Source organism: Salegentibacter sp. BLCTC (assembly GCF_015143665.1).
Classification (GTDB): Bacteria; Bacteroidota; Bacteroidia; order Flavobacteriales; family Flavobacteriaceae; genus Salegentibacter; species Salegentibacter maritimus.
Genome location: NZ_WYEW01000009.1, coordinates 66,520 through 81,104, shown reverse-complemented (window position 1 = coordinate 81,104; position 14,585 = coordinate 66,520). Strand labels below are relative to the sequence as shown.

Here is a 14,585-nt window from a genome sequence, read left to right as displayed (position 1 = left end):
GCGCTTACAAGCTAAAAAAATATTAACAATTACCTATGGCAATTATTACTTTAACTACCGATTTTGGAGAGAAAGATTACTTTGTGGGCGCGGTTAAAGGAGCTATTTATAATGAGTTGCCCGATGTGAGGATTGTTGATATTTCACATTCGGTTTCGCCATTTCATATTAGCGAGGCTGCCTATATTATTAAAAATGCCTACAATAGTTTTCCAAAAGGTAGTATTCATATTATTGGGATAGACTCAGAATTTACTCCAGAGAATAAGCATTTGGCGGTATTGTTGGACGATCATTATTTCATTTGTGCCAATAATGGAATTTTATCTTTATTGGCATCAGAAATTAAGCCGGCAAAAATTGTTGAAATCAACATTCATGGGGCTATTCAAACAAATTTCCCGGTTTTAGATGTCTTTGTGAGAGTGGCCTGCCATTTGGCCCGTGGTGGGACGCTGGAAGTAATTGGCAAGAATATTAATGATATAAAATATTTAAAGCAGTTTGAACCCATTATAAATTCAGAAAGAAACCAAATTGTTGGTCACGTTTTATATATTGATAACTATGGAAACGTGGTAACCAATATTAATCGTAAGCTTTTTGAAAGCGTTGGAAAAGGAAGAAACTACCTAATAAGTGCAAGAATGGTTACCTTTCCAAAAATATATGAAACCTATTCAGACTGGATAAACTTTGAAGTTGAAAAGGAAAAAAGGGGAGAAGAAGATGGTAAAAAACTTGCACTCTTTAATTCGGCCGGTTATATAGAATTGGCTATTTATAAAAGTAATCCCTCTACGGTAGGTAGTGCATCTACACTTTTTGGGTTGCAACACCGGGATACGGTAACCATTAATTTTGAAGAGAAATGATACACAGAATAGTGAAGATGGAGTTCGATCCTTCAAAATTACAGGAATTTCTGACTAATTTTGAAGAGAATAAGTCTAAAATAAGAGCATTTGAAGGCTGTAAGAAATTAGAACTATTACAAGATAAACACAATACAAATATCTTTTTTACGTATAGTTATTGGGTAGATGAGCCTTCTTTAGAACATTACCGAAATTCAGAATTATTTAAAGGCGTTTGGGCAAAAACTAAAGTGCTTTTTAATGCAAAACCGGTGGCCTGGAGTACGGTGGTGATGAGTAGTGAGTAATAAGTATTTAGAAAAAAGTAAAACAAAAATCTAGCTAATGCCTTGTGAGTCTGCCCCGAGGCATTTTACTGGGACATCCAAAAAGCAAAATAACCCATAACCGACAACCGACAACCGATAACTGATAATGCTGGCCATACTACATAAGGAAATAAATTCTTTTTTTTCATCTCCCACAGGTTACCTGGTAATAGGGATCTTTTTAGTAGTATGTGGTTTGTTCTTATTTGTTTTTACGGGCGATTATAATATTCTGGATAATGGCTTTGCCGATGTAAAACCTTTTTTTGACCTTGCCCCCTGGATCTTTATTTTTCTTATCCCGGCCATAAGCATGAAAAGCTTTTCTGAAGAAAAACGCCAGGGTACTATGGAGCTGCTTCTAACCCGGCCCATTGGTTTTACGCAGCTTATATTAGGGAAATATCTTGGGGCTTTAACATTAGTTATTTTAGCAATTTTACCCAGTATTTTATATGTAATTACCATTCATCAATTAGGGAAACCAGTAGGGAATTTTGACTTTGGGGCCACGCTTGGTTCTTATCTGGGGTTAATTTTTCTTGGCGGCTGTTATACCGCCATTGGGATTTTTGCTTCTTCGCTTTCCCAAAACCAGATCATTGCATTTATTATCTCGGTTTTTTTATGCTTTCTAAGTTATTTTGCCTTTGAAGGGCTGGGTAACTTAGATCTTTTTGGTAGTACCAGCTATGGCGCAGAATATCTGGGTATAAGTTTTCACTACCAAAGTATAAGTAGGGGAGTAATAGACACCAGGGACGTGATCTATTTTTTAAGTTTTATAGTTTTCTTTTTAAAACTTACGCATTTAAGATTAATTGCAATTCAGAATAAATCTTAGGCTGTGAAAAACTATACTATTTATAAAACCTTATTTCTGTGGCTTATTGGCATTGTGGCCATAAATTTTATTGCTGCCAACTTTTTTGAACGTATAGATTTAACTCAAGACCAGCGATACACACTTTCTCCGGCAGCGATGGAAATTGTTTCAGATGCCGATTCTCCTGTTGTTATAGAAGTTTTCCTGGAAGGGAATTTCCCCTCAGAATTTAGGCGACTTCGAAATGAAACCAGGCAAATGCTGGAAGAGTTTTCGGCTTACAATTCAAATATTAAATTCACTTTTACCAATCCTTTAGAAGAAAGCAACGATGCCAAAGCTGTTGCCCAGAAATTTTACCAGCAGGGAATGGCGCCGGCAAGAGTGAGCGTTCAGGAAAATGGTAAAAGCTCTGAAGCTCTGGTTTTTCCCTGGGCGGTGGCCAGGATGGGAGATCAAAAAGTGCAAATTCCATTATTAAAAAATAAACTGGGTGCTACAGAGGAAGAGCGTGTATCCAGCTCGGTACAACAACTGGAATATGCCTTCGCTAATGCGCTTAACAAATTGGTATATCCGCGTAAAAAGAAAATAGCGGTAATGCGAGGTAATGGAGAACTGCGCGATGCACAAATTACCAGTTTTATAAAAACCTTACAGGATTATTATTTTATGGCGCCGTTTACTTTAGATTCGGTGGCGATAAACCCTCAAAAGACATTGCAACAATTAAGCGAGTTCGATTTAATTATTGAAGCAAAGCCTACCCAGGCTTTTACCGAGAAAGAAAAATATGTGTTAGATCAGTATATGATGCAGGGAGGGAAGTCCCTTTGGTTAACTGAAGCCGTTGCTATGGAAACCGATAGCTTGTTAAATCCTTCGGGTAGGGCATTTGCCTTACCGCGCGAACTTAATTTAGGCGATTTTTTCTTTTCTTACGGAATTAGGATAAACCCTGTTTTGATCAACGATATTTATTCGGCACCAATTATTTTGGCTTCGGGGCAGGGAAACAATACCCGGTTTAATCCGTACCCATGGTTTTACAGTCCGTTAACCACTTCGCCAAACAACCACCCAATTATCAATAATATTGAAGCGGTTAAATTTGAATACGCCAATCAAATTGATACGCTTCAAAATACTCTTGAAAAAACAGTTTTGCTAAGCAGTTCCCCCCAAACCAAGGTTGAAGGTACACCCCGTGAAATTAGTCTTGATATGGTGAGTAGGGAGCCTAATCTAGCTGCCTATAAAGATGGTGAGCAACCATTGGCAGTTTTGCTGGAAGGTAATTTTACTTCGGTTTATAAAAACAGGATTAAACCTTTTGAAATTGAAAATCCTTTGCAAGAAAGTAAAGACACAAAAATGCTGGTAATAGCAGACGGAGATGTAATTAAAAATCAGGTTCAACGTGGTAAACCCCTGGAACTTGGCTTTGAGCCTTATACAGGAAATACATATGGTAATAAAGAATTTTTGCTGAATGCCGTTAATTATATGCTTGATGATAATGGGCTTATAGATATACGAAGTAAAGAAATAAGTATTGCCTTTCTGGACGATCAAAAAACTTTAGCAGAACGCGAAAAATGGCAGGTAATCAATATTGTTCTTCCCTTAATTGTTTTGGGGTTATTCGCCTTTGGCTTTAATTACTTCCGAAAAAAGAAATATCTGAAATAGCATTCCTGTACTTTACATTTATAGAAATGAAATCGACATATTAACAATTTTAAACCTATTATTTGTTTTAAGTATTTGTATTCTAATGTTTTGTGGAATATTTTGTAGTTTTTGATGTTAATAAAAACTCCCCGTGGCAAGCTTAACTTTTAATCAATTAAAATATATTTGTATTGATTTCTAATTAATCACAAAGCCGATGAAATTTATTGTATCCAGCAGTTATTTGCTGAAACAGCTTCAGATATTGGGTGGGGTTATAAACAACACCAACACCCTTCCAATTTTAGACAATTTTTTATTCGATCTTAAGCAAGATGAGCTTACGGTTTCTGCTTCAGATCTTGAAACTACCATGTCTGCAAAACTTAAGGTAGAATCAGATTCCGAAGGAAAAATAGCGGTTCCGGCTAAATTGCTTTTAGACACGCTAAAAACCTTCCCGGAACAGCCATTAACCTTTGTAGCCGAAGATAATAATACCATTGAGTTAAGCTCTAACCACGGGAAATACGCACTTGCTTATGCCGATGGCGAGGAGTTTCCTAACCCTGTGGAATTGGAAGACCCAAGCAGTACTGTATTAGAAGGAGATATTTTAGCAACCGCTATTAGTAAAACTATTTTTGCTTCAGGTAACGACGATCTTCGTCCGGTAATGAGTGGGGTTTTCTTTCAGTTTACGGGAGAAGGCTTAACTTTTGTAGCTACCGATGCACATAAATTGGTGAAATATCAACGCGAAGATGTTACTGCTTCGCAGACTTCAGAATTTATAATGCCTAAAAAACCGCTAAATCTTTTAAAAGGAATTTTGGCCGGTAGTGAAAGTGAAGTTCTAATAGAATATAACGATGCCAATGCGAAATTCACTTTTGATGATACGCAACTGGTTTGCCGTTTAATAGACGGGAAATATCCAAATTACGAAGCGGTAATTCCAAAAGAAAACCCGAATAAACTAAGCATAGAGCGCAACCAGTTTTTGAGTTCGGTGAGAAGGGTTTCTATTTTCTCTAATAAAACCACACACCAGGTAAGATTAAAAATTGCCGGTGCCGAATTAAATATTTCTGCTGAAGATGTAGATTACAGCAACAAGGCAGAAGAGCGTTTAACCTGTTCTTACCAGGGAGACGATATGCAAATTGGCTTCAACTCTCGTTTCCTTACCGAAATGTTGAACAATTTAACTTCTGATGAAGTACAACTGGAAATGAGTTTGCCAAATCGCGCGGGAATTCTAACGCCTGTAGATGGTTTAGATCCGGGAGAAAAAATTACAATGCTGGTGATGCCGGTAATGCTTAATAATTAGTATTGAATATATACTATTGATTATTTATTAGAAAGCAGCCAATTGGCTGCTTTTTTATTGGTATTTTAGAAGGTAAACTGCCCCGAGGTAGTCTACCGAATAGAGCTTCTTGCGAACTTTGAAACCTGTAAGGTTTTTTACCTTAAATGTGTGCAATAAAAATATAGTAAAAAGGCAGCCAAATGGGCTGCCTTTCTGGTTTTCGAAATTATTTATGATGAAGATTTTAAATAACGAATCTTCTACTTTATTATTTGAATGCTTAAAGGATAATTGGGAGTTTCTCCATTCCCCACTTTTATGGCATTTAAAATAGGGAGGATAAGCATGATAAGGGCAATGCCAATAAGCCCAATAATGCCAAGCCCGAACAAAAAGATTAGCGGAATACATATTAGGCTGTATATAAACATACTTATTTGAAAGTTAAGAATCATTTTTCCGTGAAAATCCATTCCGGCAACTTTGTCTTTTTGTGTAAGCCATAAAATTAAGGGAACAATAAAACCACCAATTCCTGTAATAAGGTCCAGTAACTGACTTAAATGGGTAATAACAAGCATTTGGTTGTCTTCTCTCATAGCGTTCTCTCGGCTTCCCTCAATAGTGGATGAGGCTGTATTTTGATTCATAACGTATTAATTCAATAAAAATATTTTACAGTAAAGATATCCTATTTTCTTCTAACCTGGAATAGGTTTTAGATTGATTATAATGTACCTTTTATTAATAGACGAGTTCTTAAGTACTTTGTTACATTTTTAAACGATTCAATTTTCCTCCCCCTCTTTTTGAAGAATTTTGATTTTATGTTACGATTTTATTGGCACCGCCAAAGGCTGTAATACCCCGAGGTAGTTTATTTTAGACAACTGCTGACTAAAACCTGCATACTGCAAACTGATTTTTTATCTTTGCAGTATGAAATTAAACGATACCATTGTAGCCCTTGCCACACCTTCAGGTGCCGGGGCTATTGCTATTATTAGGGTTTCCGGCCCCAAAGCATTGAACATTGTTTCTCCACTTTTTAGGGCTAAGAGTAAAAAAAAGCTAAGTGATCAGGCCAGTCATACCTTACATTTGGGAAATTTGATGGATGAGGATCGTACCCTGGATGAAGTGCTGATTTCGGTATTTCGAGCCCCTAAATCTTATACAGGGGAAGAAACTGTAGAGATTTCCTGTCATGGAAGTCCTTATATTCAGCAGGAAATTATTCAGTTAATGATAAGAAAAGGATGTAGATCGGCCGAAGCCGGTGAATTTACCATGCGTGCTTTTTTAAACGGAAAAATGGATTTAAGCCAGGCTGAAGCGGTAGCCGATTTAATTTCTTCTGAAAACCAGGCTTCTCACCAAATGGCCATGCAACAAATGCGAGGCGGATTTTCGAATGAAATTCATAGGTTACGGCAGGAATTACTGGATTTTGCTTCTTTAATCGAGTTAGAATTAGACTTCTCAGAAGAAGATGTAGAGTTTGCAAATAGAGATCAGTTTAAAGAATTGGTTGCCAGAATTCAACAGGTTTTAAAACGTTTAATAGATTCTTTTGCCACCGGGAATGTACTTAAAAATGGAATTCCTGTAGCGATTGTTGGCGAACCAAATGTTGGAAAATCTACATTATTAAATTCCCTCTTAAATGAAGAACGAGCTATCGTTTCTGAAGTAGCCGGGACCACAAGAGATTCTATTGAAGACGAAATGAGTATTGGCGGTGTGGGATTTAGGTTTATTGATACTGCCGGAATACGCGAAACTGAAGATATTGTAGAGAGTATTGGTATTAAGCGAACTTTTGAAAAAATTGGGCAGGCGCAGGTAGTTATGTATTTGTTTGATACGTCCAGATTAGAAGAAATTTCTCAGGAAAAATCTTCTCAGGATAACATTAGTTTATCGAAATTAATTGTTGAAATAGAAAAAATAAAAAATCAATTTCCTCAGAAACCTTTAATCATTGTTCCTAACAAAATAGACCAGCTTTCTGAAGATGCTTTGTTCCGGTTAAAAGAAAGCCTGGGCACTATTTCCGGAACCAGTTTACAGTTATTATCGGCTAAAACCGGAGTTGGAGTAGAGGAGCTAAAGGAAAAATTACTTGAGTTTGTAAACACAGGTGCTTTGAGAAATAATAATACCATTGTAACCAATAGTCGTCATTACAATGCACTTTTAAAAGCTTTAGAAGAAATCAACAAAGTAGAAGAAGGTCTAAACACGGGACTTTCTGGCGATTTGTTAGCGATAGATATTCGCGAAGCTTTAGAATATTTTGGAGAAATCACCGGTCAGGTCACCAATGATGAATTATTGGGGAATATATTTTCCAATTTCTGTATTGGGAAATAAATTAAGTTTCCTCACGTTTACTTTGGTTTCTTTTGCTTGAAAAACAGGTTATTACATAATTTTTGTTTTTCTTTTATTTTCTTTGTTGCTACATGTGTACTGCATTATTTTAAGATGTAGTACAAACGTACTACATTATGAAGATATCACTAAAACAAAGAAAATTAAAGAGTGGTAAGATAAGTTTAATTATAGAATATTATAAAGGTTCTGAAACAACACCAGAGGGTAAACGAAGGTGTATTTCCAGGTACTCCATCTTATACAACTAAGCAAGCTTCACCAGGTATCTGGGTTACCTACAACGTAGCACCTGATAATATAGAAGAAGGGATATCACTTGATGTTGTTTTTAAATTTTATAAAGATGGTGAACTCATTGATACTAAGAACCTCTCTATAGATAATGAAAGTACCGCTACCGAAAGCTTTCAATGGGAATATTTTGCGGATGTTAGTGATGAATAATTATGTCTAAAATAATAAAATTTATAAACCGCTTTTTGGCGGTTTTTTTTGTTTTAAGAATTATGGCGTATTAAATTTAGTTTCTTTTAGATGGCATTTGTTTCACTTTTGTTTTATATTTGACATATATTGACAAGTCAAAAAAAGAAAAATGCGTTTCGGTGAGTATTTAAGAAATTTAAGGGGACAGCGTAATTGGTTGTTGCGAGAAGTTGCTGCAAAGACAAATATGGACACCGCACTATTAAGTAAAATAGAGCGTGGACACCGTAATGCTCATAAAGAACAAGTTTCCGCTTTCGCGAAAGCTTTCAATATAGACGAAAAAGAACTAACAAAACAGTGGATCGCTGATCAAATCGTTCAAATGCTATACGAACAGGAAAATCCAACCGAAATATTAAAAGTAGCAGAAGAAAAGATCATCTATTTGAAAACTAATAACAAGAATGATAACTAAGGATAATTTCAAACAAGCACTTGAAGCTTTAGGATTTAAAAAATCCAAACATATATATTCAAAAAACTTCCCAAATCTTAGCTGCTCTTTAAAAGTAGACTTCAAAAATGAAAAACTCGTTTATCCTTTAGATAAAGGGTTTACGATCGCAGGTGATTTTACAACATCTTTTACACAGAAAGAAAACTTTGTTGTTTTTGAATGTGTACATCGTCTCTTTGAACAAGGGTATAACCCAGAACATATTGAACTAGAACCTAAATGGACTGTAGGTCACGGGGCTAGTGGCGGTAGAGCAGATATTATGGTAAAAGACAACTCAGGTAAATCATTAATGATTATTGAATGTAAAACGGCTGGTACAGAGTTTAAAAAAGAATGGGATAAAACTAAAATCAACGGAGGGCAGATTCTATCCTACGCAAAACAGGCAGGTAGTACCCAGTTTGTAACATTATATGCATCTGATTTTGTAGATGATAAGGTAAAAGCAGAGTATTATTTAATAACATTAAAAGACAACGAAAAACTTCTTGAAGAACTAGCAGACCAAGAACCGCTTTCGTTTGCTTCTGCAAAATTACTAGATAAAGAAGATATTTATGAAGCCTGGACTCAAACCTACGATCAACACTATGAAACCAGAGGTGTTTTTGAGGATAACGAACCTTATTTAATTGGTAAATCTAAATATAGTTTGAGCGATCTTGATAAAATTTCAGGTAAGGATATACAAGGTAAATATCATCAGTTTGCAACCATATTAAGACAACATAATGTTTCAGGTCGCGAAAATGCATTTGATAAGTTAGTTAACCTATTCCTTTGTAAAATAGTTGATGAAACTAACAATCCTAACGAACTCAAATTCTATTGGAAAGGAATCGCTTACGATAGCTATTTTGATTTGCAAGATAGACTTCAAAAACTCTATCAAGAAGGGATGAAACGTTTTCTTGGTGAAGAAGTAACATATATAGATAATGACGCTATTGAAAATGCGTTCCGTTTTTTCAAAAACGATCCAGATGCAACTCGCGAAACCATTAAAAAATACTTTAGACAGCTAAAATTCTTTACCAATAACGATTTTGCATTTGTAGATGTACATAACGAAAAGCTGTTTTATCAAAATGCTACGGTATTACTTAAAATGGTACAAATGCTTCAAGACTTAAGACTAAAGCAAACAGAAGATAAAGATGATGAAGGCAATCAGTTTTTAGGGGATATGTTCGAAGGCTTTTTAGATCAAGGTGTTAAACAAAGCGAAGGACAGTTTTTTACACCTATGCCTATTGTAAAATTCATTCTTAAGGCGCTACCCTTAAAACAAATCGTAACCCAGAGTGAAGAAATCCCTAAAGTAATTGATTATGCCTGTGGTGCTGGTCATTTTTTAAATGAATATGCCAAACAGATAAAACCTATAGTAAAGGAAAATAAGGAAGCAGAAATAGAACAGTACTATGCGGCAATCACTGGTATAGAAAAAGAATACCGCTTATCTAAAGTGGCAAAAGTATCATCGTTTATGTATGGGCAAGATGATATCGAAATCATTTATGCAGATGCTCTTTCAGAAATCCCAAAAGTTAAAGACAAAACCTATAGTGTATTGGTAGCTAATCCACCTTATAGTGTAAAAGGCTATTTAGAAACCTTACCTGCAAAAGATAGAAAGCGTTATGAGCTTATTAATACAGTCGATGAAAAAAGCTTCCCAAACAACAATAGTATTGAAACCTTTTTTATAGAACGTGCTAAACAGGTGCTTAAACCTGGTGGTGTAGCTGCTATTATTGTGCCTTCTTCTATTTTAAGCAAAGGGAAAGTAAAAAGCACATCTACAAATAAAAATATCTATGTAGCAACTAGAGAAATCCTGCTAAAGTACTTTGATATTGTAGCCATAGCAGAGTTTGGTAGTGGTATATTTGGTAAAACAGGTACCAATACGGTAACCTTATTTATACGTCGTAAAGAAGAAGATCCTGCACCTGCTAAACACTACGAAATTAGAGTAAACGATTGGTTCAGTAACAAGCGTAAAAAAGATAAGGTATTTGAAGATGAAAAATACATCAAGCAATACTGTAGCCACCTAGAAATTGACTTTAAAGAGTATTTAACCTTATTAAAAGCAGAACCAAGTAAAAAACTGTTAGAACACGAAATATTCGTACAGTATAAAAAAGAGTTTGATAAATGGAGTACCATTAAAAACTACAAAAAAAGTCAAGCCTACAAACAATTATCAGTAGACGATAAAAAAACAGAGCTAGATAAAAGATTTACCAACTTCTTGGTGCGTAATGAAAAGGACAAACTATACTATTTTGTATTAGCAAGTCAAAACCCTCAAGAGGTACTCATTCTAAAAAGCCCATCAAAAAGTAGCGAGATGAAAGAATTTTTAGGCTACGAGTGGAGCAGCGCAAAAGGAAACGAAGGGATTAAATACTTAGGTAATGCCACAGTAGAAGACTTACCAGACGATGATGAAGATGAAGGTTTAGAAGCATTAGAAAGTGAGGATAAGCGTGTATTAACCAACTTGCTAAACTTTCAGCAAATCAATACGCCATTATACGATCCTCAAGCAGTAAATAATGAAGAAAAAATAAACTATTGGATTAGCCAAAATTTTGAAGGCAACACCATCACTATTCCTGAAAACCTACAACCGTTTTTATCTAAAGCTAAATTAGCGGATATGTTAGATTTTGATAGAACTGATTTTTCTAAAACTCTATCACTCTCACCTAAAAAAACAATTCAAATTGATACTCAATGGGATTTTCAATCAATGAATGATTACACGGATATTATTGAAAGTGGTAGTAGACCTAAAGGTGGTGTGGGTAATATTAAATCGGGAGTACTAAGTCTAGGTGGCGAACATTTACATCACACGAATGGCTCATTAAATCTTTCAGACCCTAAGTATGTTTCAAAAGAATTTTTTGAATCAGCATCCAAAGGAGTGCTGCAAAAGAATGATATATTAATATGTAAAGACGGTGCATTGACTGGGAAAGTTGCTTTGGTAAGAAATGAATTATCAAATGAACCAGCTATGATTAATGAGCATATTTTTTTATTGCGTTGTAATGAAATGGTTAAGCAGTTATACTTGTTTAATTTTCTTTTCTCTTCATTAGGTCAAGAACTACTATTAAATAATGTTACAGGGGCAGCTCAAGGAGGATTAAATTCTTCTAATTTGAAGAATATAAAAATCCCTTTACCACCTAAAGACATTCAACAGAAAATAGTAGAGGAGTGTCTAAAAATTGATAAAGAAGCGGAGAAAGCAGAAAAATCTATTGGTGAAGAATTAAAAGCAATAGAAAAATCAATTAATGATTTTACAAATAATGGATATGACACCCAAAAACTCGATGCAGTTGTTGAGGTTAACCCATCCAAGAGAGAAATAGCCGATTTAGATATTAATACAATGGTTTCATTTGTTGAAATGGCATCACTTAGTGAAGAGGGATTCATTGCAAAAAAAGAAGATAGACTACTAAAAGATGTAAAGAAAGGAAGTTATCGATACTTTGCTGAAGAAGACATTATTATAGCTAAAATAACACCTTGTATGGAGAATGGTAAGTGCGCTTTAGCAACCAATTTAACTAATTCAATTGGATTTGGAAGTTCTGAATATCACGTTTTTAGAGTAAATGAAAAAGAGTTAAATAATAAATACTTGTTTGTTTTCTTAAATAGAGAAAGCATTCGTAATGATGCAGAAAAAAATATGACTGGATCAAGTGGTCATAGAAGAGTTCCCGATTCTTATTACAAAAACTTAATGATACCAACACCTTCATTAACAATTCAAAACAAACTCGTCGCTCAAGTAGAAAAACACGAAGCTAAAATCCAAAAAGCAAAAAAAGTTTTAGAAACTATTGCGGTTCGTAAAGAAGAAGTAATTAAAACGTATTTGTAAGCAAAAGTATCTAGTGAATTTATTTCACGTTTGAAGTAAGATAAAAATTAAAAAATAGAATGAGTTATTTTCAAAGTAGAGATTTTACAACAGGTTTAGAACAGTACGCTGAAGTACTAAAGGAACTAGCAAAATCTAACAATGAAGATTATAGAGAAACCTTCTTTGAAAATATCAAAGAAAATAGGCAACTGTATAAGCATTATACACCTAATCAATTCTCTTCTTTAATTACAAATTCTGTATCTAAAACACCTATAACAATATTAGATCCTTGCTGCGGCTTAGGTAATATCTTGTATTTTCTTCATAATAAATTTGATGAAGCCAAACTTACAGGTATAGAAATTAATACTAATATTGCCAAAATAACGCAATTACTCATTCCTGATGCAGAAATTAACAGTTCAGATGCTTTAACATATACAGGTTATAGTACATACGACCTTATTGTAGCGAACATACCTTTGGGATTACGGTTAAATTATCAAGGTAAAAAAATGTCTTCGGAAGAAGCGTTTACACAAAAAACACTAGAGTTACTGAATGAAAAAGGAGAAGCCTTCCTCTTTTCTAGCAATGCATTCCTTACCACAACTTTATCGGCAAATGCTAGGGATAGTATTATGCCAAACATAAATGCCATAGTAGCCTTACCTGTTGCTAATCCTACATATTCAAGTGTCAAACGGTATGTAGTGCATCTTACAAAAAAACAAACAGAGAATATACACTTTGGGGTAATAGATAAAATGAAAGATGTCAAAAATACTATTACAGATCATTTGTCATTAACATTACCAAAAAAAGATCTTGAAAACCGCCTTAACCCTGAATATTATTTAAGCCTTAATTCAAGCAAATACGATTTTATTGATGAATTTGAAACTAAAAACTTAGAAGACCTTGCTGAAATTATAAGAGGGGCATACATAAAGCAGGATAGAAAAAAAGCTCAAGGTAATTATCTGTTAATTAGACCAATTGATGTAAAAGATAATACCGTTCTTGTGAGTGAAAAGTCAAGGTATATAAATGTGCTTGATAGTAAAGCTGAAGAAAGAGCGTTAGCACAACCAGGTGATATACTTATTTCAACTGTTTTTAACCAAGGTAAAATATATAGAGTAAAGCAAAATGATCCACCAATCGTAGTATCTAATAATATGGTCATTTTAAGAGGTATAGATAATGATTACCTCAAAGTATATTTTGATACAGAAAAAGGGAGAGAAATATTCAAAACTCAAACAGAAGATTTACAAACAGGAGCGGTAATTCCGCAAATTTCTATTTCAAGTTTAAAAAGAATTAAAATCCCAATATTTCCAATTGAGGATATTAGTAGTTGGGGTGATGATGCTATAGAACACGCAGACAAAGAAGAGCTTGAACAACTTAAAGAGCAAGTAGAGTATTATAAAGCAAAGCTAGAAGAGCATAAACGTAATGCCATTTCAATAGATGGATTCAAGCAAATACTAGAGAATAGAGACAAAAAGATTTTAGACGAATTACAAAAAATAGGTACTAAGCTCGATTCTATTTTAGAAGTACTAAATACATTACAGGATGATTTTACTAGAATCAAGTCCAACAACAGAGATGATGAAGAAAAAATTTTCTTATTGTTATCATCTTTAGATAGACGCATTAAGTCGGTTTTAGATGAAAAGCGCGAAACCATTGAAGAATATGAATTGCTTACACAACGCTGGCTTCATTTATGGGAAGAACTGCATCCATCATCAAAGAAATTCTTACCCTTAGCAGAATTTTTATATGATGAATTAGTGAATCTTAAAGAACCTGATTTTTCACCTTTTGTATTACAATATTGCCGAACACTAGAAAATGAGATATTAATAAAACTATTTCAAAAATATCATTCAGAAGGTTTAGCCAATGTAAATATTGAAGAGCTTGTAACTTATGACATAGAAAATGGTACAAAGGCAGCAAAATTTGCCTTATATGTTAAAAGAAATAATACACATTATCCTTTAGGTGATATGCATTGGATTTTAAACTTAATGAAGCCAAAAGGGAGTACCTATAAAAAAAGTTTGTTACTACAACATTTCAGAGCATTTTGCACAACCTATTTTCAAGAAGAAATTACAAGTGAAGACTTTTTAAATCAAATACAGACAATTCAAAAAGAATATAGAAATAAAGCAGCACACGTCAATACTTTAGATTTAAAATCAGCTGAAGAATGTAGAGATTTATTGAGAAAAAGCTTAAAACAATTTTTAGAAATGAAAATTTCTTAAATAACAGAATCAAGGACTAACAGGAAAACAAACAAAA

10 protein-coding genes are annotated in these 14,585 nt (G+C 34.2%); 9 read left to right on the top strand and 1 reads right to left on the bottom strand.

Annotated features, from left to right (window positions below; all coding sequences use genetic code 11):
- Positions 1 to 35: 35 nt before the first annotated feature.
- The 5 genes from GUB10_RS12390 to dnaN all read left to right on the top strand — a co-directional run bounded on the left by GUB10_RS12390 (position 36) and on the right by dnaN (position 5,022).
- Entirely contained in the window at positions 36 to 875 is an 840-nt protein-coding gene (locus tag GUB10_RS12390) for an S-adenosyl-l-methionine hydroxide adenosyltransferase family protein (RefSeq protein WP_193711772.1), read from the top strand.
- Positions 872 to 1,165, top strand: a complete 294-nt coding sequence (locus tag GUB10_RS12385) for a putative quinol monooxygenase (protein WP_193711771.1) — start codon at positions 872 to 874, stop codon at positions 1,163 to 1,165. The genes GUB10_RS12390 and GUB10_RS12385 overlap by 4 nt, the downstream gene beginning before the upstream one ends.
- Before the next feature lie 127 nt (positions 1,166 to 1,292).
- Positions 1,293 to 2,030 carry a gliding motility-associated ABC transporter permease subunit GldF gene (gene gldF, locus GUB10_RS15985; protein ID WP_227740389.1) on the top strand — a complete coding sequence of 246 codons (738 nt, stop codon included), beginning with the start codon at positions 1,293 to 1,295 and terminating at the stop codon, positions 2,028 to 2,030.
- Between the two features lie 3 nt (positions 2,031 to 2,033).
- Entirely contained in the window at positions 2,034 to 3,704 is a 1,671-nt protein-coding gene (gldG, locus tag GUB10_RS12380) for a gliding motility-associated ABC transporter substrate-binding protein GldG (RefSeq protein WP_370591099.1), read from the top strand.
- Between the two features lie 199 nt (positions 3,705 to 3,903).
- Positions 3,904 to 5,022 (top strand): DNA polymerase III subunit beta, encoded by a 1,119-nt coding sequence (gene dnaN / locus GUB10_RS12375; protein WP_193711770.1) that lies wholly within the window; start codon positions 3,904 to 3,906, stop codon positions 5,020 to 5,022.
- A 242-nt stretch (positions 5,023 to 5,264) separates the two neighbouring features.
- Here dnaN and GUB10_RS12370 read toward each other — a convergent pair whose 3' ends face one another.
- On the bottom strand, positions 5,265 to 5,603 hold the full coding sequence (locus GUB10_RS12370) for a DUF4870 domain-containing protein (protein ID WP_193711879.1): 339 nt from the start codon (positions 5,601 to 5,603) through the stop codon (positions 5,265 to 5,267).
- Between the two features lie 340 nt (positions 5,604 to 5,943).
- Between GUB10_RS12370 and mnmE the strand changes: the two genes are divergently transcribed.
- The 4 genes from mnmE to GUB10_RS12350 all read left to right on the top strand — a co-directional run bounded on the left by mnmE (position 5,944) and on the right by GUB10_RS12350 (position 14,548).
- Positions 5,944 to 7,380 carry a tRNA uridine-5-carboxymethylaminomethyl(34) synthesis GTPase MnmE gene (gene mnmE, locus GUB10_RS12365; RefSeq protein WP_193711769.1) on the top strand — a complete coding sequence of 479 codons (1,437 nt, stop codon included), beginning with the start codon at positions 5,944 to 5,946 and terminating at the stop codon, positions 7,378 to 7,380.
- A 619-nt stretch (positions 7,381 to 7,999) separates the two neighbouring features.
- Positions 8,000 to 8,308, top strand: a complete 309-nt coding sequence (locus GUB10_RS12360; protein ID WP_193711768.1) for a helix-turn-helix domain-containing protein — start codon at positions 8,000 to 8,002, stop codon at positions 8,306 to 8,308.
- On the top strand, positions 8,298 to 12,272 hold the full coding sequence (locus tag GUB10_RS12355) for an N-6 DNA methylase (protein WP_193711767.1): 3,975 nt from the start codon (positions 8,298 to 8,300) through the stop codon (positions 12,270 to 12,272). The genes GUB10_RS12360 and GUB10_RS12355 overlap by 11 nt, the downstream gene beginning before the upstream one ends.
- A gap of 59 nt (positions 12,273 to 12,331) precedes the next feature.
- A complete protein-coding gene (locus GUB10_RS12350; protein WP_193711766.1) occupies positions 12,332 to 14,548 on the top strand; it encodes a restriction endonuclease subunit S in 2,217 nt (738 codons plus the stop codon).
- Positions 14,549 to 14,585 lie beyond the last annotated feature (37 nt).